This window comes from Alteromonas marina (assembly GCF_000808575.1).
In the GTDB taxonomy this organism is placed as follows: Bacteria; Pseudomonadota; Gammaproteobacteria; order Enterobacterales; family Alteromonadaceae; genus Alteromonas; species Alteromonas marina_A.
In genome coordinates, this window is record NZ_JWLW01000033.1 from 1 (window position 1) to 20,390 (window position 20,390).

Sequence of the window (20,390 nt, forward strand, 5' to 3'; positions counted from 1 at the left end):
TTAACTGACTGGCATTAACCTTATGGTCTCTTTTTCAATAGTATCAAAGCGGTAACATCGTGACATAACACGACGTTAGATGGAAAATTAGATAGTTCTGACCCTATCTCGCCTTCACATCTGAGCTACGTAATTAGCCGTGCTTTTCAGCCAGGTAAAGCCAGGTTTCAACCACGGTATCAGGGTTAAGTGATACCGAATCAATCCCTTCTTGTACCAGCCACGCGGCGAAGTCTTCGTGATCTGATGGACCTTGACCACAAATGCCTACGTATTTTCCACGCTTCTTCGCTGCCTGGATTGCCATTGACAACAATGCTTTAACTGCTTCGTCACGCTCGTCAAACAAGTGCGCAATAAGGCCGCTATCACGGTCTAAACCTAGGGTTAGCTGCGTTAGGTCGTTAGACCCAATAGAGAAACCGTCGAAAATGTCTAAGAACTTATCTGCAAGCAATGCGTTTGATGGCAGTTCACACATCATAATAACGCGAAGTCCATTTTCACCTTTCTTCAAACCTTGCTCTTCTAGAAGCTCGATAACTTTACGACCTTCTTCTAGCGTGCGTACGAACGGGATCATGATCTCAACATTGGTTAAACCCATTTTGTTGCGAACCCGTTTAATTGCTTCACATTCAAGAGCAAAACAATCGCGGAAATCTTCAGAAATGTAACGGCTTGCACCACGGAAGCCCAACATTGGGTTCTCTTCGTCAGGCTCGTATTGATAGCCGCCAACCAAGTTAAAGTATTCGTTCGATTTGAAATCTGACATACGAACGATGACTTTCTCTGGCGAGAACGCTGCAGCAATGGTTGATATACCTTCTACCAATTTCTCGATGTAGTATTCCGTAGGCGACTCGTAGCCTGCAATCATATCGCTAATTTCTTCTTTCAACTCTTCAGGCTGACTGTCGAAATTAAGTAGTGCTTTAGGGTGCACACCAATCATGCGGTTGATAATAAACTCAAGGCGAGCAAGACCAACACCTGCGTTTGGCAAGCGAGCAAAGTCGAATGCGCGGTCTGGGTTACCTACGTTCATCATCACTTTTAGCGGTAGGTCAGGCATTGCATCAATGCGTGATGTCACTACGTCGAACTCTAGTTCGTCACCGTAGATAAAACCAGTGTCACCTTCAGCACAAGATACAGTAATTTTGTCGCCGTTCTTGATACTGTCAGTCGCGTTACCACAACCCACAACCGCAGGAATACCTAATTCACGCGCAATGATTGCTGCGTGACACGTACGGCCACCGCGGTTGGTAACAATGGCAGACGCCTTCTTCATGATAGGTTCCCAGTCAGGGTCTGTCATGTCAGTTACCAGAACATCACCCGCCTGGATTTTGTCCATCTCTTCAATTGAATCAAGCACTTTCGCTACACCAGCACCGATTTTGTGACCAATTGCACGGCCTTCACAAACAATGTTGCTTTGACCTTTCAACTGGAAGCGCTCAATGCTTTGTGAGTCTTCACGGCTGCGTACTGTTTCTGGGCGAGCCTGTACGATGTAAAGCTTGCCGTCTGCGCCGTCTTTGGCCCATTCAATGTCCATAGGACGCTTGTAGTGGTTTTCAATGATCTGCGCCTGCTTAGCAAGCTCCATCACTTCGTCATCAGTCAACGAGAAGGTTTTGCTGTCAGCTGCATCAATATCGACAATAGACACTTGCTTACCGTGTGCTTCATCATCTGAGTACACCATTTTGGTAAGCTTACTACCAAGGTTACGACGAACGATAGCAGGCAGGCCTTTATCAAGTGTTGGTTTGTGAACATAAAACTCATCAGGGTTAACCGCACCTTGCACCACCATTTCACCTAAACCAAATGAGCTGGTAATAAATACAACGTCTTCAAAGCCAGACTCTGTATCAATAGTAAACATAACGCCTGATGATGCGATATCACTGCGCACCATGCGTTGAATGCCTGCAGATAGCGCCACGCCTTTGTGGTCGTACCCTTGGTGAACGCGATATGAAATAGCGCGGTCGTTAAACAGCGATGCGAACACGTGCTTAATTGCCACAAGCACGGCTTCATAGCCTTTAACGTTTAGGAAAGTCTCTTGTTGTCCTGCGAAAGATGCATCAGGCATATCTTCAGCCGTGGCTGATGAACGCACGGCAAATGACGCTTCTTCACCTGCATCACCCTGCAATGTGATGAACGCAGTTTTGATTTCTTCTTCTAGCTTTCCTTGGAAAGGTGTGTCGATAATCCACTGGCGGATATTCTTACCCGCTTCGGTCAGTGCGTTTACGTCATCTACGTCTAACGAGTCTAAGACTTCGTGGATGCGCGCTTCTAGGCCACTTTGCTCTAGAAACTCATTAAATGCCTCGGCGGTGGTAGCAAAACCTCCCGGCACCTGCACACCGGCGTTAGCCAGGTTTGAAATCATCTCGCCCAATGATGCGTTTTTGCCGCCTACGCGACCCACATCATGCATGCCCAGTTCTTGATACCAAAGTACGTATTCTTGCACAGCCCAAGCCTCCAGCTTTTTTATGTGTAGGGTATGAGGTTAATTTCAGGTTTGTGCTTTTTATCACCTGAAACTCATCAAATTGTTGTCGATATATGGTGAGAACCATCAGTAACGCTGTTCATTACGTTTGACAGCAAACCTTTGAAATTTGCCGTCATTCACAAGAACCGTGTAGCTTTTCGACGAAATCATCTTAGAATGGGGAAATTCAGAAAGTAAACCCTTTATTACTTTTGTAATAAAATTACACCAATGTTAAGGATATGTTGTGCGCACAGCTTTTTATATTTCAGATGGTACAGCCATCACTGCAGAGGTCTTTGGCCACGCCCTGCTTTCTCTGTTTCCTGTTTCTTTCAATCACAACACTATTCCTTTCGTTGAAACTGAGGAACAAGCTCACAAAGTTTTACAGCAAATTTCTGAAAGTTTTCAAGACACCGGAGAGAGGCCGCTCGTTTTTTATACAATTGTGAATGTAGATATTCGCAAAATAATCTCTAAATCCGTGGGCATTAACTATAATTTTCTCGATCAATTCGTAGCGCCACTGGAAAAAGTATTGGGTGTTCCTTCAAAACCAGAAAAACATCGTACACACAGTATCCACGAAACCACCTACGATATTAGAATTGAAGCCGTAAACTACGCATTGGCTAATGATGACGGTTCTAACCTAAAAGACTACGACGAAGCCGATATTATACTTACCGGCGTTTCACGGTCGGGTAAAACGCCAACAAGTCTTTACTTAGCCCTTCAATACGGAATAAAAGCAGCGAACTACCCTTTTACAGAAGAAGACATGGGCGACATGCTGAAGCTTCCCCCTGCTCTGCGACGATACAAACATAAACTCTTTGGGTTAACCATTGCAGCGGATAGACTCCATCAAATACGTTCGGAGCGACGTGCAAACAGTAAATACGCATCGCTACCACAATGTAGGATGGAGCTTCGTGAAGTTGAGAACCTGTATAGAAAGGAAAAAATTCCGTTTTTAAACAGCACTAAATATTCTATTGAGGAAATTTCCGCAAAAATTTTGGCTGAAACAGGCCTGAAACGTCGTAAATACTAATAAGTGCGGCTGAGATAAAAAGCGTGCCGCAACGTGCATTTTGCCTGCAGCTAATCGAAATGAACCTAACGATTAATGCGGTGCGTTATCTTTTACCAATTTTCGGTAGCGCGATAGCTGTAAAGATGGAAGCCCCTCAACAGATATTTGCTTGAGCCAACGTCTCGCTTTTTCAGGGTCGTTGCCAAGCGTAGCGTTTTCCGCTATCCGTAACTTAATACTGTTAATTTGAGCGATATCCTTCGCTTGCTCCGCACATGCTAAACCATTCAGGAAAGCCTGCTCTGCCTCCTGATAATTCCTATTGTTGCGAAGCGCTACAGCATAATTGCTGTAGGCGATAGCTTGCTGTTGATAATCGGGTAGTTTCAACGCCCAATTCAACGATTTAATTCGATATTCAATATGTTTTGCGTTATCGCCTTCTTTTAGCGCGGCGTGCCCAAGCTCAGCAAAGATCTCATGATAAAAGACAGGCGCATTATAGTTTTCACCTTCCAGTTGCTCAGCAAAGTCCTGCGCTTCTTTCGTTTTACCAAGCACAGTCAAAAGATTTAAAATTCTTATACCTAATTGAGGGGACGGCATCTTTTCATATTGTGCTCTCAAGCCCGTCAAAGATATAGTTAACGCTATTCTTGCTTCCTGCTCTCGGCCACTGGCACGTAACCACTTACCGAAAAACAGAGAAACTAGTGGCTTGTACTCTGGCATTCCTTTCAAATTTGTAGCCTCAAGCCATGGCCTTAGAAGGGCATAAAGCTCATCATAACGTTGAAAGTTAAATAAGATATCAAACCTTCTTACTTGAAGGTCCCACCATGGTGGTGTGTTCTTATCTAATAGAGATTGCTGTGCTCTGATTTTCGATAAACATTCGTCGACACTATCCTGGCAAAGAGGCTGAATATCTTTAATCGCGGCATTTGCATGAAATACAAAAAGCGCTAGGAAGAATAAAACGGTGGCTAATAGAGGTCTCATTATTATTATGGCAATGCGTCTATTTGGTATGAAGTATAGGTTAAAAGCAGTTCTTATAATAGTTAGCGGAAGCTCCTAATTTCTTTAGTGGCTGGCATCATCGCATGCTCCGTGACCTTTCGCTGATAGCAATTATCTATCACGGATAATCAGTTACATTTCATTGATTTAGCGATATTGCCAAAAGATAAATGATACAGTATAACATCATCATTAATTAAAGGAGTTAGCGTCATGTTTACAGAAGAGATGGTACATACAGCCCTTCAGACTTGGTGCGACAATGTTGTTGCGGTGGGAAAAGTACACGCAGAAGGTGGCGATGCGAAGGCGTTCGCATCAAAGGTTTTATCTGAAAACTACGATTACGATAATGGGAAGGTGCTGTTTAAACCTACCTTAACGTATGGAGCTCAAACATTTCGCCCAACAAAAGAAGGGGCACTTTCATACTTCGTAGGTGGCAATAGCGACTACCCCAACGACAATGGGTTCAAGCTTAAGCCTTGGGTAAAGGTTTGGTATAGCAAGGAAGATTTCATATTGAACGGCGAGTTAGCCATTGTTCAATGCAACGTACATTTTATTGGTGCAGACGACAGCCATATTTTTGTGAACAAGAGCTTTGTCTTCAAGCAATGCGACGACGGTAAAATTAGAATTATCCTTCACCAATCTTCGTTACCTTATCAGCCATAAGCGTTAGGAATAGCTCTAATGGCACAGGCTTGACGCTTTTAAGTGTCAAAAAACACGAGGCACGGTAAAAATCGTGCCTCGTTTTATTCTAAAGGTGCTGTAACGCTGTAAATAAGTAACCGTCTAGTTTCAAAAGCTTGGCTTAGGATAAAGCCCAAGTTCAGTCGAGTCACGCTAGGTACGGCTATTTAACGCAAGGCGCTTCTACTGCGTCTTAAGCGCGTCCTTCAGCGCTTCCAAGTTAGATTCAAATGGCTTCCACTGCCCCATCCCCGTTTTGTAAATCGGCTGACGAACCTGCTCTGAACTTGGAGTTTTGATTATCCGCTTGGTTTTATGAAACGCTAAGCATGCTTCTTCAAACTCTAAACCGCAGAACGCCAGAATACGCTTAACCTGCCCTTCTAAATCTTCAAGCACGTCTTCGTGCTGCACGGTTAAGATGTCATCAGGTAACACGTTATGCCAGTGTGCCATTAGCTTCTCATACGCATTGTAGTAACGCCCAATGTCATCAAGTGAATAGCTAAACTCCTGCCCTTCGCCAAAGAGTTGTTTAAAGCCGCTAAAACAGCAGTCCATGGGGTTTCTTCGTGCGTCAATAATCTTTGCGTTGGGCAATATCTTTTTTATAAGCCCAATATGAATGAAATTGTTGGGCATTTTGTCAATAAATAACGGTGCGCCTTGGCGATATGCACGGGTCTGCTGAATATATTGCTCACCAAGTTTCGCCAGTGTTTCTTCACTCAATGCTGAAACATTGAACGGATATGGCGTAGATTGGTGGCTGAGCGAAGACGCTATACCCAGAATGTCATGCAGCTCCATGGTTCCGTCGACATTAGAGTGCGACGCTAGGATTTGCTCAAGCAGTGTAGAGCCAGCACGTGGAAGCCCGACAATAAAAATAGGATCTGGCGCTTGGCAACCCTGTGTTTTTTTGAAATCGTCTTGACTAAAAGCCTGTTGCTGAGCATCTAATGCTTGCTCGGTTTTCCCAATATCGAATTGAAGCGTACTGCGTTTAAGCGCATTACCTTGCTGGTAATACGCAAAGGCCTTGTCATACTGAGCGTTATCTTCAAACCCTTTTCCGAGCGCAAAACAAATATGAATTTTATCGTCTAAGTTAATTGCATCATTGCTGGCTTGCTCAGTCATTTGCTTAAGCATCTTGTCACTAAACTTATACGTCTTCGTATTCGCCAAGCTCCAATAGGCATCGCCATAGTCGCGGGCAAAACCTACCGCTTTTTCGTAAGCGTTAACCGCATCGGCAGTATCGCCTTTGGCTTTTAGTGCATGACCCAACGACACCCAAACTTTAGGTCTATCTGGCGTTTGTTCTAGTACGCCATGGTAAATATCTATCGCTTCATCTAATTGCCCTACACCAACAAGCGCATGGGCAAGACTGGTTTTAATAACAAAGCTGTCTGGGCTTTTTGAGAGTCTTTGTCGCGCAACGTTTACGGCCTCTGGAAACTTACCCAACTTTGAAAGCACGTTTTGATAAGCTAGCGCCGCCCGCTCGTTGTCCGGGTATAATTCCACACAACTTTCCAACAAAAATTCTGCATCACTGTACACCTTCAACTGCATACCAATTTCAGCCAACAACATCATAGCTTCAGGGTGATGCTTTTGTTTAGCCAAAAATTGGCGGCACACTTGCTCTGCCGCAGCGAACTGCTTTTCGTACATAAGGTCGTAGGCGCCCAGAATTGGCGGAGGAAGAGACTGCAAATGCGCAATCTGATTTGATGCCATTTGTTCAGCGGTAGCGTCGCGATGATTTTGATAGATTAAGAGCAGCTTTTTCCAACTGCTTATAAGAGCGGGGTTAAAATGCGTTGCTTTAAAGAACGCACTTGCTGCGTTTTGCTGGTCTCCCACAGCTTCATGACAGTAAGCAAGCTCTTGGTATCCCCTGCCGTAATCTGGGCGGAGAGATAGAAGAGTGTCGATAGCCTTAAAAGCATCGCTATGTTGGTTCGAGAGCCTGTAAGTGACAGCGGACAAATAAAGTACTTCTGCTTCTTGCTGCTCATTTAGCGACAAGGGCAATAAATCTTGAATATACGATTTCGCAGTTGATAACTGACCGCGTTGAAGCGCTTGCTTAATAGCGCGAACTTGATGTTGAAAATCTTCTGTTGTCATAGCCTTCGTTATAATTCTTGGTAGCGCAGGTGATAATTGGCGAAAGCCAAAAGGGTATGTATTTAATACTACCGAATTTTTCTAAGATAAGTAATGAAAACGGCAGGCCTAGGCCTGCCGTTTAATGCACTGTGTACAATCTACTTCTTCGTTTACGACAAACGACTATTAATAGTAATCGTAAGAGAAGCGAAGACCTATAGTACGAGGGCGATTAGTCACAACCTTAGGCGTATACTGCTGAGTATCAATGTTCAAGATTGCTGATTTGTCGAAAACGTTGTCAACAAATGCTTCAACTTTCCAGTTTTGATACGTCATCCCCACAGATACATTACCAATTACGTAACTTTCCTGAATGTAGCGTCCACCGCGAATTGTTTCACCATCTGCACCTGGATACGTTGCGCCTTTAAACTCGTCACCCTCATCTTTAATTTTCAGACCCGAGCCCGTGCCATAAATCAATCGAGTTGCATCTTCCATGGCATAGGCGTTCATCACCATGCCAGCAAGACGGTCGCCGGTGTAGGTAAGTGATGCATTAACATACCCTTCTTTACCGCCATCTAACTCAAAGAAATAACGTGCGCTAATATTGCCCGAGAAATCAGCAGAGTACGGAAGCTCACTGCCTACGCCAGCCGCAATACCTTCTAGTTCAGGGTTAATACTAACCAGTTCGGTATCCAGTACGCTAAATGCTGCGTTAATGACTAGGTTATCTGTCGCTAACCAAGTAATGTCTGCATCAATCCCTTTAACTTCTGCATCACCAACATTATCGGTAAAGACTAAGAAACTAATATTCGCAGGATCGAAACGCGACGTTTGCAAGTCGCTGATTTCTGAATAGTAACCAGTGGCATTAACACGCAAAATACCGTCTAAGAAGTCACCTTTCAGGCCAATTTCGTAGTTATCCAGCGTATCTGTTGTTGAGTAAACCGGAACACGGAAATCCGCAAACGCCCCAGTGTCATTTGCCGCTGCGTCACCGCCTAGTCTGTTTGTTACTGGTGGACGGAAGCCTTCTGAATAGTTCGCGAAAAGCAATACGTTTTCATTTACTTTCCAGTCGAGGCCAAATTTGAAGATGGTATCGTCAACCGTGAGTACTCCGTCACCGTCTAGTAAGCCAATTTCCAATGAACCATCTTGGATAGCATCGACAACACCTTGGCCGTCAAGACCCAAACCATCATAAACGGCGGGATCTAGCACGCCTTGACCATAGGCTTCTAATCGGCTTGTTACGTCGCGTGTTGATGTAGCGCCGCGATAAATATCGTCAATTTGATACCAGCGGGCACCAAAAGTAGCGGTTACCGTGTCAGTAATTTCATAACCTAGCTGCCCAAACACCGCGATTTGCTCAATAGTATGCGTTACATCGTTTACAAAGCTAATTTCAGGAGAGAAAGGGCCACCGTCGCTGTTAATTCCACGGTCACCCGCCAGCGCATTCCATGAACTTGCAAGGTTCTCAAAGATTTCAGGGCTTGCGATTTTAAACTGGCCTACTGAGCCTACTTCCTGTTCGTCATAAAACACACCCGCCGTCAGCTGCCATGGTGTATCCATCGTTGTGCTGAAACGTAGTTCGTGGGTTAAGCGAGTGCTAGTAGTGTCTTCTTTGTAGTATTTACTTGGATCGAGGCAGCGGGCGTCATCTGGATTATCTGGCGTTTCATAGTGCGTACACACATAGTACGCGGAAAATAAGCCGCCGTTGGTGTAGCCGGTGTAATCGGTAAGCGTGTCTATTTCACGATCAAGGTAACCACCGGTATACACCACATCTAGTTTTTCCAAACGACCATTTAGGGTCCATGTGGTTAAGCCAAATTCGTCAGAGTTTTCATCGCTTTGAAAGCGAATTGCCGAGCTTTCGCCTTCCACCGTTGGGTCGTAGGCAAACACACCTTCAGTATCAAGTGTTTGTTGAGTGTGTTGAACCAGAACATCCCAATCTTCGTTGATAATGTAAGACAACCCGAATCGCGCCCCTGAGTAGACCGCGTCATTAAAGTTATCTTCAACATGTTCGCTGTTTCTTGGCGACACAACGGCGGCTTCACTGCGGGTAAAACCATTAATTTCACGACGTGCATCCATAGCAGCCGGATCGATGCCCTGTTTTTGCAATGCATTTCCAGAAATACGATCAATAACTACAGCACTTCCAATGTAACCACCATTTCCTGGCTCATTTTCAATGTTGTCAATCCAACCGCCCTGACTTTCATTGTAGGCAGCGACACGCAGCGCAAGGTTGTCAGTTGGAGTAATGTTGAAATATGCCTCCACCGTGTTACTCATATCTCCGCCTTTTGTGGTAGAGATACTGGTATCGAAGCCTGCAGCAAATCCAGAATGATCTGGCTTGTTTGTGATTAGGCGAACTGTACCTGCCTGAGAACTCGCACCAAATAACGTACCTTGCGGCCCAGGTAGAACCTCTACACGCTCAACGTCGGTAGCAAAAATATCTAAGTTTCGGCCAGCCATAGAAACAGGCATTTCATCAAGGTAGAAAGCCACTGAGGGCTGAAGTGCTTGAACAGATGACAGGGTAATGCTTGATTGCGTGGTCGCCGCACCACGAATGTATATTTCGTTTTGCCCTGGACCTGTACCTTGGAATACCACATTCGGTAAAAACTCTACGTAGTCTTGGAAGTTATCAATACCGAGGTTTTCTAATGCTTTTCCATCTAACGCAGAGACTGCGACAGGGACATCTTGGATTGATTCACTTCTTTTCGTGGCGGTAACTTCTATGGTTTCAAGTTTAGCGGGCGCTTTAGTTTCTTGCGCAGCCAGAGAGGTGGATGCCAGTGCAGCGATGATTGCACAGCTAAGCTGAGTTTTTCGCATTTGTGTGTGTTTCCTTCAATTGTTTTTTTATTCTTCGGACAGTGTTTACTTAAAACACATATCAAAAAGATCATATATTACGATACACAATCTATTAATTATTTCTACTCTAACGATTAATAATTAACCAAAAACACCTAAAACCTAGCAGAAAGTCTAATTTTTATCGTAAAAACAACTACAAAAAAAAGACCACACTTTGACTCATTGACCAAATACATACAAATCAAATAATTTCATCTGATATTTATAAAAAATGCTCCATGCGGTATATTTCTTCGTATAAACCGAAATTTATAAAAGGTGAAAGGAATTTACTGCGTGATTGAGAACGAAAATAAATCTCCACTCAACAAGCCGGTGTTTATTACATCGTCAGCTTTAATCCTATGTTTACTTATCTTCGCTGCTGGTACTCCTGAAACAGCAGACGCGCTTTTCCAAAAGCTTCAGAGCGCAATTGTGACCAACGGTAGTTGGTTTTATGTATTTACTGTCGCAGTAATTGTGGTGTTTGTTGTTTTCCTCGGCATGTCACGCTACGGCGAAATTAAGTTAGGCCCAGATCACGCAAGTCCCGAATTCAGCTTTGGGACTTGGCTTAGTATGTTATTTGCAGCAGGAATGGGAATTGGGCTTATGTTCTTTGGCGTTGCCGAGCCCTTAATGCACTTTTTAGCGCCCCCCACTGCACAGGCTGAAAGCATTGACGCCGTTCGCGAAGCAATGAAGACTACGTTCTTCCATTGGGGTGTTCATGCTTGGGCAATTTATGCGGTAGTGGCTCTGATTTTGGGCTATTTTGCGTACCGACAAAACTTACCTCTTACACTGCGTTCTGCTTTATATCCGTTAATTGGTGACCGGATTTACGGCTGGCCTGGACACATCGTTGATATATTCGCGGTTACGTCAACAGTTTTTGGTGTATCAACGTCGCTTGGCTTCGGCGCTTCGCAAGTAAATGCGGGTTTTAACTATTTATTTGGTTTACCGTCAAATACTGGTGTTCAAATAGCTATAATGGCAGGTGTTGTTGGTTTAGCCGTTATTTCTGTAACTACTGGCTTGGAAAAAGGCATCCGCCGTCTGTCAGAAACCAATATGGTTTTAGCCTTACTGCTACTTTTAATTGTTCTTGTTTTAGGCCCAACCGTATTTTTACTACAAGCGTTTATGCAAAACACTGGCGCTTATCTGTCTGATTTAGTGCGCAACACATTTAACTTGTTCGCCTATGAAAAAACAGACTGGATTGGTGGCTGGACTATCTTCTACTGGGGTTGGTGGTTAGCATGGGCACCATTTGTTGGCCTGTTTATCGCGCGTATCTCTTACGGTAGAACCATTCGTGAATTTGTAATGGGCGTACTGCTTATTCCATCAGCATTTACACTATTTTGGATGACCGTATTCGGCAACACCGCTATTGATCAGGTGTTGGTACAAGGTAAAGACGTACTTGCACAAATGGTAAATGAAGATACCTCAGTGGCACTGTTTGTGTTTCTAGAACAGTTCCCTTTCTCTTCAGTGCTAAGTCTTATAGCAGTATTGATGGTCATTGTATTCTTTGTAACCTCATGTGATTCGGGTGCCATGGTTGTCGATATGTTGTGTTCACACGGTGAAAACAATACGCCGTTGTGGCAACGAGTATACTGGGCTGTTGGCGTTGGTGTGGTGAGTTCAATTTTACTATACGCCGGTGGACTTGGCGCGCTGCAAACTATGACGATTGCAGCTGCCCTACCATTTGCCATTGTGCTGCTTATCGCCATCTCGGGCTTATTGAAAGCGCTGCGTATCGAGGCGTATAAGCGTGAAAGTTTACAAGTACTAACGGGTACACCGCAGCACAATGACTCAGATAAAAACTGGAAAGAACGCCTTGAAAATATTGTTACCTTTCCGGATGAAACCGCCGTTCGTCGCTATATAAACAAAGTGGTTAAACCCGCGCTTACTGAGGTAGGTGAAGAGTTTAAAGCGCAACAGTTTGAAATAAAGATTGAAGACACGGACGAAGCGCTCATTTTGACTGTTGATATGGGTAATGACCCTGAATTCATATATGCTGTGCACCCAGTGCCGACAGAACAGCCTGAATTTGGCCCAAGTGATACGCCAGCACTGGACGAAAACGAAAAGGCAACGTACTATCGCGCCGAAGTGCACTTGAGTGAAGGTGGTCAAAACTATGATATTATGGGCTGGTCGAAGATTTCGGTCATAAATGACGTCATCGATCACTATCATAAGCACCAACATTTTATTCATTTGCTTAAGTAACCGCTGGGTTACGCATTTGTTGGAAGTAACATGCGAAAAGAAGAAGAACTATTAGTGGCACTACGGCGCGTAATACGCGCTGTAGACCTACGCAGCAAGCAGCTAAGTAAACACGTGGGTTTAACAGGCCCACAGTTATTGGTGATGCAAAATATTGAAGAGCGCCCGGGTATAATGGTGCGCGAAATTGCAGAGAATATTAACTTAAGCCCTGCAACCATCACGAATATTCTAGATAGACTAGAATCACGAGACTTAGCTACGCGCATAAGAAGTACGCAAGATAAACGAAAAGTGGGCGTATTCTTAACCGAACGCGGTAAAGAAGCAGTGGTTGACGCACCTCGCCCTCTTCAAGAACACTTTGTCGAGCGTTTTTCACAGCTTAAAGAGTGGGAGCAAAGCCAAATGGTCGCTACCGTTCAGCGTATTGCTAGCATGATGGACGCTGAAGATATTGATGCCTCCCCTTTCCTGGAGTTAGGCAGTATTTCAGAAAAAAGCTAATAGCCTTTGCCTTCTTTAAAAAAATGGCCTTCACTTGAAGGCCATTTTTGTATCTATCTTTGGCGCTGGCGTAGAAGCGCTCAGCTGACTGCTATGACTTCGCCTTAAGTGGATTTACCTTTCCACCTGTGATTTTGTCAGCGCGCCCTTCCTCTTTCGCTCTCTCAGCACGGCGCTTGCGGATTTCTTTAGGGTCAGCAATAAGCGGGCGGTAAATTTCAATACGGTCGCCATCGGTAAGCGTGTCGCGAAGCTTAACCACGCGGCTCCAAATACCCACTTTTGTTGCTTTCAAATCAATCTCGGGAAACTGCTCAAGCACGTTAGACGCGTTTATTCCTTCTTCTACCGTCGCATTTTCTTGAATAGCAACATCAATGATAGTTTGCTTGGTGGGTAACGCGTAGGCAACCTCAATATTGATGAGCTTCTTACTCATGCGTACACGCTCCGCGCTCGGTCTGTAAACGCTGCAACCATACTGCTGGCTAAACTGTTAAACACTTTACCAAAAGCCATTTCAGCTAGCTTATTGCTGAATTCAAACTCTAGGTTTAATTCAATTTTACAGGCTTCTTCTGATAACGCTGAAAATGTCCAGCCACCGGTAAGCGAGCGAAACGGACCGTCGACCAGTTGCATTTGAATACTTTTACCTGGCTCTAACACGTTGTGCGTTGTAAACCATTGCTTGATACCAGCTTTTGCCACTAACAATGACGCTTTCATGCTTTGCGCTGACGTGTCGAGGATCTTGCTATCGGTACAGCCTGGCAAAAACTCTGGGTAGGAAGCTACATCGTTGACTAAGTTAAACATGGCTTCTGCGCTATGAGCTACCAGCGCGCTTCTATGAATACTTGGCATTGATTCCACTACAATTAAAACTCTTGGCCGCATTGTATCACAGAAAATTTGGTTCGCTCGTATTCGGTTTTGAACCAAATGCCCCAATATAAGATAACAATGACAACTAAAGACATTCCTTTGAACAATCAGTATAATAGCCAGCATGAAAAAGAATAAAGCCAACAAAAACACCACAGGAAATATCGCGCAGAATAAAAAAGCGCGTCACGACTATTTCCTAGAGGACAAGTTCGAAGCCGGACTTGAGCTTCAAGGGTGGGAAATTAAAAGTATTCGTGCCGGTAAAGTGAACATTACCGATGCGTACATTATTATCCAGAATGCCGAAGCGTATTTGGTAGGGTGTAGAATTAGTCCGCTGAATCAAGCCTCTACCCACGTTATCGCAGCCCCAGAGCGTGCTCGCAAATTGTTGCTGAACAAACGAGAAATTGACCGCTTAATGGGTGCGCGAGACCGCCAAGGTTATTCAATCGTTGCCACGTCTATGTATTGGAAAAAGTGTTGGGTGAAACTAGAAATTCACCTAGCAAAAGGTAAGCACGCCCATGACAAGCGTGACACCATTAAAGACAAAGATTGGCAACGTCAAAAAGAAAGAATGATGAAACACAGCGTTTAACGCTGTGTTTTTATTTGGGCTGCCAAAAAAGAAGTGTAATAGGTTTAACCTACGTCTCGTTTCGTCATTCTCTTGCGATGTAGCATATCAAGGATCAGACTCCACAGCGGTGACGGGTTTCTTAAGGTGGTTAGGTTATTCCCAAGGCGTCTAAGTTGTCTTCGCACCATGGCCATATTTGCAAGGCTTGCAAGTGATTTATCTTTCCAAGAGCAGTGTGGAATTATGCCCGAATACGCCCATTCTTGTTGCCACTTTTTAGCTAAGTCGGGCGTAATGGCAAGGGCGCTGGCTAATCCAACAAGGGCACAGCCCTGCTCAATCACTTCCTCTGCTACCTCGGCCCTTTTTATACCGCCAGTTGTCATAAGCGGAATATCAGTTTTACTCACCAGAGCCTGCGCAAATTCCAAGAAGTACGCTTCTCTTGCCAGCGTGGTGTCGTCACGGGTTTGCCCTTGCATGGCAGGCGCTTCATAACTGCCGCCAGACAACTCTACAACATCAACACCCAAGGCTTCCAAGCGATTTACCACCTCACAGGCATCATCAAAAGAAAAGCCATTTTTCTGAAAATCTGCAGAGTTAAGCTTTACCATAACAATAAAGTCTTTAGCGCAAACCGCCCGAACCTGACTAACTATGTTTATCAGCAAGCGTGCGCGATTAATAATAGAACCGCCCCACTCATCTTGGCGCTGATTAGTAAGCGGAGACAAAAACTGCGTAAGCAAATAACCGTGAGCGGCGTGAATTTCAACACCATCAAACCCGGCTTTTTCAGCTTGCTTAGCGGTTTGAACGAAACGTTTGCACACATCGTGAATGTCTTGGCAGGTCATTTCTCGAGGTTGAGCAAACAGCTTGGAGTGTTTACCCATATCAAGCGGTACCGCAGAAGGCGCAATAGCTTTGCCTTTCATCGCTTTAAAAACCTGTCGACCAGGGTGATTAATCTGCATTATGGCTAAAGCGCCATTAGACTTAATGATTTTTGCCCATTTTTGAAACGGTGCAATGTCGGTATCTTTTTCTAGTGCAACGCCACCTGGCCCTGTCATGGCGCCTTTATCGACCATAACGTTACCTGTGATCACCATGCCTAAATTGCCGTGGGCCCAATATCGATAGAGTGAGTACAAAGACTCTCCGGGAATATTTCCCATACTCGACATATTTTCTTCCATCGCAGCTTTAACAAGACGGTTTCGCGCTGTTACGCCACATGGCAAGGTATACGGAGAATACAATATGGAATCTGAAGACATTTACACTACAAGCCTTTTAATTATGCTCACGTACTTTAATGGTTCTTGCTACTAATTGCATCATTACATCGGCACTATTTCCTTAAAAATTCGCTAAAGTAATCAGATAAAAAGCGCTAATTTAGTTTATAAATTGCGTTTCTTGCACAGCCCTTGTGCTCTCGGCACTTGAATTTTACTCAAGCATCCCTATATCTGTGGTAGTTCAATAATACTCAATGTTTGTGTGTTGCTGTTTAAGCAAAGCTTCAACTGAAAGCCACACAGCTAAGCTTTTGAAAAAACAGATGTTATTTTTGGTTGATTTATAGCCAAACCCTTAAAATTTATAGTAATTTTCAAAAGAATGTATTTCACCATGTAACAATTGTGCTATTATTGAAAATCACACTCGGGGCTGATTAGGATTCGACAGGATCTAGGAAGCCGGAGGTGCATGCAGAGGAGCGGTTGGCCTCTTAAAAAAGCCGCATTTAAATAGTCGCAAACGACGAAACATACGCACTAGCCGCTTAATAACCGGCATAGGCCCTTCCACCCTAGTCTCTTCCTGCTAGCGGGGATTCGGAAGGTCATCCAAGTAGGATAGCGAGGGAACCTTGTCTAAGGGTGAACCGCGAAACAGTATTAGGCCAGCTGCAAGGAAATCCTGTTTGTCGGAGTTCCAAGCAGTTAAATAAATGACAAACTAAGCATGTAGTACCAAAGGTAGACATTTTCTGGACGCGGGTTCAAATCCCGCCAGCTCCACCAATTTCAAATACTAAGACGTCCTATGACGTCTTTTTTTATGTCTACAGCAACGTAAAATCAATAACTTAGCGTATTTTAACGTTCAATAGCTTCCTCTAGCTTCTTTGATCTTTAGGTACACCATTGGGTACACTACGCAAACTAGATGAAATTGGTGTACCCATTATGGCAAAAGTTACTACACGGCTATCTGATAAAGAAATCAAATCTGCAAAGCCAAGCGAAAAAGAATATAACCTGTTTGATGGTGATGGCCTGCGACTTCGTATTAAGCCAAATGGTTCTAAAAATTGGATATTTAATTACTACAGACCTACTAGCCGTAAAAGAGCTAATCTCAGTCTAGGTAAGTACCCTGACCTATCACTAGCGAATGCTCGTAAAGCGACGCTTGAAGCAAACGAGTTACTTGCCCAAGGCATAGACCCTCAAGAAGAGCGAAAGCGTCAGCAGCAGGAATACAAGTCTGTCCACCAGCATACTTTCAGTAACGTAGCTAAAGAATGGTTTGAAATTAAAAAGGACGATATTACACCTGACTACGCCGTTGATATCTGGCGTTCTTTAGAGCTACACATATTCCCTTCAATAGCGAAAGTTCCGGTAAGTGCTATTACTGCCCCACAAATTATCGACTTACTTAAGCCAATTGAGGCTAAAGGAAGTTTAGAAACAGTAAAACGCCTATCACAGCGCCTAAATGAAATAATGAACTTCGCTACAAACTGTGGGTTTACTCAAGCTAACCCACTGGTAGGAATTAAAGCGGCTTTTAAAAAGCCGAAGAAGGAAAATATGGCTGCATTAAAGCCAGCAGAACTACCTGAACTTATGGGTGCAATTGCTAACGCTAGTATTAAGCGAACCACACGCTGTCTTCTTGAATGGCAACTCCACACAATGACAAGGCCGAGCGAAGCATCTGGTGCTATGTGGAAAGAAATTGATATGGAAAGTAAGGTTTGGACAATTCCGTCGGAACGTATGAAAAAACGAAGAGATCAGCGTATTCCACTTACTGACCAAATGTTGGCTATTCTTGAAGTTATGAAGCCAATCAGCGGTCATCGAGAGTTTATATTCCCTTCTGACCGTGACCCGAAGAAGCCATGTAATAGCCAAACAGCAAATATGGCTTTAAAACGTATGGGCTTTGCCGGACGCTTAGTTAGCCACGGCCTACGTTCATTAGCGAGCACTACACTAAATGAACAAGGTTTTGACCGCGATTTGATCGAAGCAGCGCTTGCGCACGTAGACGATAACCAAGTACGGAGTGCTTATAACAGAACTGATTATTTAGAACGCCGTCGACCAATGATGAATTGGTGGAGTGAGCATATTCTTGAAGCTGCGACGGGCTGTTTTTCTGTGACTTGTATTAAAAAGTTGAGCGTTGTGGGCTAGTTTCCAGTTCTAAACTCAATCCAACAGTTGTTTTTATCTTATAAAAAGTAACCAATTGCTTAGCTTCATTTAATATACTGTAGTCTTTATCTCAAAACTTTCTTCACCAAATTCTACAGTATATTCTACTCCGCAATTCGCAAAACCCGCTGGAAGTGGGTTTGTGGCATTAGGATTATGTACAAGATAGAAGTCATTTCCCCAGTTTTTTTCGGAGTATGGGTTTGCTGCGTTCGCCCAAGAGTATATCACTGCACTTATATGTGAGCTTTTGCTATTTAAAAAAGCTTCCGTTCCAATCCAAATATCGCCGTCTTTTTTAATCTTTCTGATACTTTCTCGATATTTATATTCTCGAGAAAGTAGTTTTTTGTTTTCTCTACCAAACCAAAGTTTTAAATCACCAACAGGTAGTAGTGCCTTAACTATCTGAGGGTAGCCACCTTCAGGATACATTGGAATCCGTTCCTCAAGTCCACCTCCACTGATACAAAGTACGACTGGCTCATGTTCTTTAATGAGCCCTTTAAAAAAGTCCTGTTCTAACTTCTTTGACTTAGTTTCAAAGGCATTACACATTCGTAGAATAACTTGATTCTCTGGATATCTATTTATTTTTCCCGAAACTGCTTTAGGGATTGTATTTGGATTTCCATCTTCCCCATCAGTCAAGCTAACCACCTCCACCCAAGTATTCAATTTTGGTATGAAAAAGTCTGGGCCTTTATCTGATGGATGCGATAACTTGTGACCACTTCGCCTCTGTAAGGCAGCGGCAAAGTACATTTCGGCGTAGCATGCATGGAAATCGTGTTTACACTGTTGTATGAATTTCTTATCTAAAATTTCAAATGTCTCAGTATAAAGTGCTTCAACATGTCGCCTTGCTAAATCAGGAGGGTCTAACCAAGGAAGGTCTTTTTGTAGGTTTATGTAAACAGGATCTGTTGCTTTAGGATCATTGGTTAATATAGGCAAGGCTTCCTCCGAAAAATGGGTACCGTCACAGTCTTCCTTTAATCAAAAATTGATTTTAAATTCAGCCATTCGCCTAGTAACTAAAATGTAGAACACGAATAGTTATATAGCCCAGCAGCATTAGCTCTATTTTCTTTAATTAAAGTAGAGATAGAAAGGTTAGCTATCACGCCATGTTTTTGGTCAGGGTAATACCAAACCACTTCAGAACCGTTTACGCACGTGTATAGATTTCCCATAGCGTTTACTGAACACTTGTACCAAGTTTCCGGCATCCCCTCCATAATTCCAGTGTATTTTAATTTAATTGCTGAAAGGTCGTCAGACTTCTTGTCTAAAGAGAGTATAAAGCGAATTGAACTTGCATCAGTTGGATAGCTATTACTACCATCGATATCCGCTGAAGCACCAGCCATACAAGCTAAAGCGTTAGTAGCGCCATTCGCTAAAGCATTAGTAAAAATTAGAAGAAACGAAGTTATAAAAAGTATGGTTTTGATAAAATATTCCTCAAAATTAGAGTGTGAACCTTTAAAAAGCGGTAAGCTAAACTCACTAATTTTCATGCCTAATTACGTTTTCTATTATTTCTGGAATGTCATCGAATTTTTCAAACCAAATAATAGTAACTCCTAGTTCCTTCATTAGCTCTTCATTGAGAGTATGATGGCGCTCCAAAAACTTATCAGCTGCTTCAGTGTTTTCTATAACCTTTTCTCTTTTTCCACCAGTTAATTCATAACAAAATTTACTGCTAGAGAGTCTCTGCATGAACGCAAAATGTTTACTTCTTTCGACATTCTTAGAAGATATATCTAACAACCTTCTCAAATTGGGATCAGTCATCGATAACCCCACCATAAGACAATTACTCTCTCTAAATGAATTAAGTTGAACTAGATTTGACCAGTGGTATGGATCTGAATAGATTTGATGGTACCCCTCTTCAGAGAAAACTAAAGTAGAGTTATCTAATCCATCGTATAAATTTCGTTTCTCAGGTAAGAAACCATGGACATGATAAATGGGGAGTTCGTCTGGATCGTAACTTTCGTTATCTGTATAGATACACCGATGTAGAATAGCATTTTTACTTAGTTGTCTTTCTAGAAGGTCATCAAAATTATACGTTACAACTGATTTAACCTTTGCTCCTGTGCGCCTGGGTAAACACATAGAAGCTATAGACTTAATCAAATTTGAGTCAATCTCAAACTTATCATCTCTTAGTTTGTATAAGTTCTTAGTTACCGCATCAATAAATGTTTTAGACTCGCGGTCTTCGTTGGATAACCCTTTACGTAGGTACCTAGCGGCCATCAGTGCCGAAGGTTCATCAATTTTGTTTAATCTCTGCGTATTTCGGTGAATCCG

The 20,390-nt window shown here is 43.3% G+C and carries 16 protein-coding genes and 1 other RNA gene; 7 read left to right on the top strand and 10 right to left on the bottom strand.

From position 1 onward, the window contains the following. Window positions 1–133 precede the first annotated feature (133 nt). Window positions 134–2,506 carry a phosphoenolpyruvate synthase gene (gene ppsA / locus RJ41_RS14210; RefSeq protein WP_039222163.1) on the bottom strand — a complete coding sequence of 791 codons (2,373 nt, stop codon included), beginning with the start codon at window positions 2,504–2,506 and terminating at the stop codon, window positions 134–136. A gap of 271 nt (window positions 2,507–2,777) precedes the next feature. Here ppsA and ppsR point away from each other — a divergent pair, with 271 nt between their 5' ends. Next, window positions 2,778–3,590 (top strand): posphoenolpyruvate synthetase regulatory kinase/phosphorylase PpsR, encoded by an 813-nt coding sequence (gene ppsR, locus RJ41_RS14215; protein WP_039222165.1) that lies wholly within the window; start codon window positions 2,778–2,780, stop codon window positions 3,588–3,590. A gap of 72 nt (window positions 3,591–3,662) precedes the next feature. Here ppsR and RJ41_RS14220 read toward each other — a convergent pair whose 3' ends face one another. Further along, complete coding sequence (locus tag RJ41_RS14220) at window positions 3,663–4,574, bottom strand: hypothetical protein (RefSeq protein ID WP_039222167.1); 912 nt, start codon at window positions 4,572–4,574, stop codon at window positions 3,663–3,665. 234 nt (window positions 4,575–4,808) lie between these two features. Between RJ41_RS14220 and RJ41_RS14225 the strand changes: the two genes are divergently transcribed. Continuing rightward, window positions 4,809–5,273: a hypothetical protein gene (locus RJ41_RS14225; RefSeq protein ID WP_039222169.1), complete on the top strand. Its 465-nt coding sequence runs from the start codon at window positions 4,809–4,811 to the stop codon at window positions 5,271–5,273. A gap of 204 nt (window positions 5,274–5,477) precedes the next feature. On the opposite strand, the gene RJ41_RS14230 is transcribed toward RJ41_RS14225, so the two are convergent. Together RJ41_RS14230 and RJ41_RS14235 are read right to left on the bottom strand one after the other, a co-directional pair. After that, window positions 5,478–7,439, bottom strand: a complete 1,962-nt coding sequence (locus tag RJ41_RS14230; protein ID WP_039222171.1) for a tetratricopeptide repeat-containing sulfotransferase family protein — start codon at window positions 7,437–7,439, stop codon at window positions 5,478–5,480. Between the two features lie 168 nt (window positions 7,440–7,607). Further along, window positions 7,608–10,319, bottom strand: a complete 2,712-nt coding sequence (locus tag RJ41_RS14235) for a TonB-dependent receptor (protein ID WP_039222173.1) — start codon at window positions 10,317–10,319, stop codon at window positions 7,608–7,610. A gap of 321 nt (window positions 10,320–10,640) precedes the next feature. Between RJ41_RS14235 and RJ41_RS14240 the strand changes: the two genes are divergently transcribed. Then, entirely contained in the window at window positions 10,641–12,611 is a 1,971-nt protein-coding gene (locus tag RJ41_RS14240) for a BCCT family transporter (protein WP_039222175.1), read from the top strand. Between the two features lie 30 nt (window positions 12,612–12,641). Further along, the gene (locus tag RJ41_RS14245; RefSeq protein WP_012518305.1) at window positions 12,642–13,118 is read left to right on the top strand and encodes a MarR family winged helix-turn-helix transcriptional regulator; all 477 of its coding nucleotides are present in this window, start codon (window positions 12,642–12,644) and stop codon (window positions 13,116–13,118) included. A gap of 91 nt (window positions 13,119–13,209) precedes the next feature. On the opposite strand, the gene RJ41_RS14250 is transcribed toward RJ41_RS14245, so the two are convergent. Together RJ41_RS14250 and RJ41_RS14255 are read right to left on the bottom strand one after the other, a co-directional pair. Further along, window positions 13,210–13,557 carry an RnfH family protein gene (locus RJ41_RS14250; RefSeq protein ID WP_039222178.1) on the bottom strand — a complete coding sequence of 116 codons (348 nt, stop codon included), beginning with the start codon at window positions 13,555–13,557 and terminating at the stop codon, window positions 13,210–13,212. Beyond that, entirely contained in the window at window positions 13,554–13,985 is a 432-nt protein-coding gene (locus RJ41_RS14255) for a type II toxin-antitoxin system RatA family toxin (RefSeq protein WP_014949308.1), read from the bottom strand. The genes RJ41_RS14250 and RJ41_RS14255 overlap by 4 nt, the downstream gene beginning before the upstream one ends. Before the next feature lie 145 nt (window positions 13,986–14,130). Between RJ41_RS14255 and smpB the strand changes: the two genes are divergently transcribed. Next, entirely contained in the window at window positions 14,131–14,610 is a 480-nt protein-coding gene (gene smpB / locus RJ41_RS14260) for an SsrA-binding protein SmpB (RefSeq protein WP_014949307.1), read from the top strand. Window positions 14,611–14,654: 44 nt separating this feature from the next. On the opposite strand, the gene RJ41_RS14265 is transcribed toward smpB, so the two are convergent. Then, window positions 14,655–15,878, bottom strand: a complete 1,224-nt coding sequence (locus tag RJ41_RS14265; RefSeq protein WP_039222180.1) for an NADH:flavin oxidoreductase/NADH oxidase family protein — start codon at window positions 15,876–15,878, stop codon at window positions 14,655–14,657. A 393-nt stretch (window positions 15,879–16,271) separates the two neighbouring features. On the opposite strand from RJ41_RS14265, the gene ssrA reads away from it, so the two are divergent. Both ssrA and RJ41_RS14270 read left to right on the top strand, forming a co-directional pair. Then, window positions 16,272–16,631: a transfer-messenger RNA gene (gene ssrA / locus RJ41_RS18965) on the top strand. Between the two features lie 165 nt (window positions 16,632–16,796). Continuing rightward, the gene (locus RJ41_RS14270; protein ID WP_039222186.1) at window positions 16,797–18,038 is read left to right on the top strand and encodes an integrase domain-containing protein; all 1,242 of its coding nucleotides are present in this window, start codon (window positions 16,797–16,799) and stop codon (window positions 18,036–18,038) included. A 69-nt stretch (window positions 18,039–18,107) separates the two neighbouring features. Here RJ41_RS14270 and RJ41_RS14275 read toward each other — a convergent pair whose 3' ends face one another. The 3 genes from RJ41_RS14275 to RJ41_RS14285 form a co-directional block, all read right to left on the bottom strand. Then, entirely contained in the window at window positions 18,108–19,016 is a 909-nt protein-coding gene (locus RJ41_RS14275) for a hypothetical protein (RefSeq protein WP_039222182.1), read from the bottom strand. 80 nt (window positions 19,017–19,096) lie between these two features. Then, window positions 19,097–19,582: a hypothetical protein gene (locus RJ41_RS14280; RefSeq protein ID WP_039222184.1), complete on the bottom strand. Its 486-nt coding sequence runs from the start codon at window positions 19,580–19,582 to the stop codon at window positions 19,097–19,099. Continuing rightward, a partial coding sequence (locus tag RJ41_RS14285) for an SIR2 family protein (RefSeq protein WP_039222188.1) occupies window positions 19,572–20,390 on the bottom strand: 819 nt, incomplete at its 5' end. The genes RJ41_RS14280 and RJ41_RS14285, both read right to left, overlap by 11 nt.

Coding starts and splice junctions, on each gene's coding strand:
- RJ41_RS14220 (WP_039222167.1), bottom strand. CDS start 4,574: ATGAGACCTCTATTAGCCACCGTTTTATTCTTCCTAGCGCTTTTTGTA.
- RJ41_RS14225 (WP_039222169.1), top strand. CDS start 4,809: ATGTTTACAGAAGAGATGGTACATACAGCCCTTCAGACTTGGTGCGAC.
- RJ41_RS14230 (WP_039222171.1), bottom strand. CDS start 7,439: ATGACAACAGAAGATTTTCAACATCAAGTTCGCGCTATTAAGCAAGCG.
- RJ41_RS14235 (WP_039222173.1), bottom strand. CDS start 10,319: ATGCGAAAAACTCAGCTTAGCTGTGCAATCATCGCTGCACTGGCATCC.
- RJ41_RS14245 (WP_012518305.1), top strand. CDS start 12,642: ATGCGAAAAGAAGAAGAACTATTAGTGGCACTACGGCGCGTAATACGC.
- RJ41_RS14250 (WP_039222178.1), bottom strand. CDS start 13,557: ATGAGTAAGAAGCTCATCAATATTGAGGTTGCCTACGCGTTACCCACC.
- RJ41_RS14255 (WP_014949308.1), bottom strand. CDS start 13,985: ATGCCAAGTATTCATAGAAGCGCGCTGGTAGCTCATAGCGCAGAAGCC.
- smpB (WP_014949307.1), top strand. CDS start 14,131: ATGAAAAAGAATAAAGCCAACAAAAACACCACAGGAAATATCGCGCAG.
- RJ41_RS14265 (WP_039222180.1), bottom strand. CDS start 15,878: ATGTCTTCAGATTCCATATTGTATTCTCCGTATACCTTGCCATGTGGC.
- RJ41_RS14270 (WP_039222186.1), top strand. CDS start 16,797: ATGGCAAAAGTTACTACACGGCTATCTGATAAAGAAATCAAATCTGCA.
- RJ41_RS14280 (WP_039222184.1), bottom strand. CDS start 19,582: ATGAAAATTAGTGAGTTTAGCTTACCGCTTTTTAAAGGTTCACACTCT.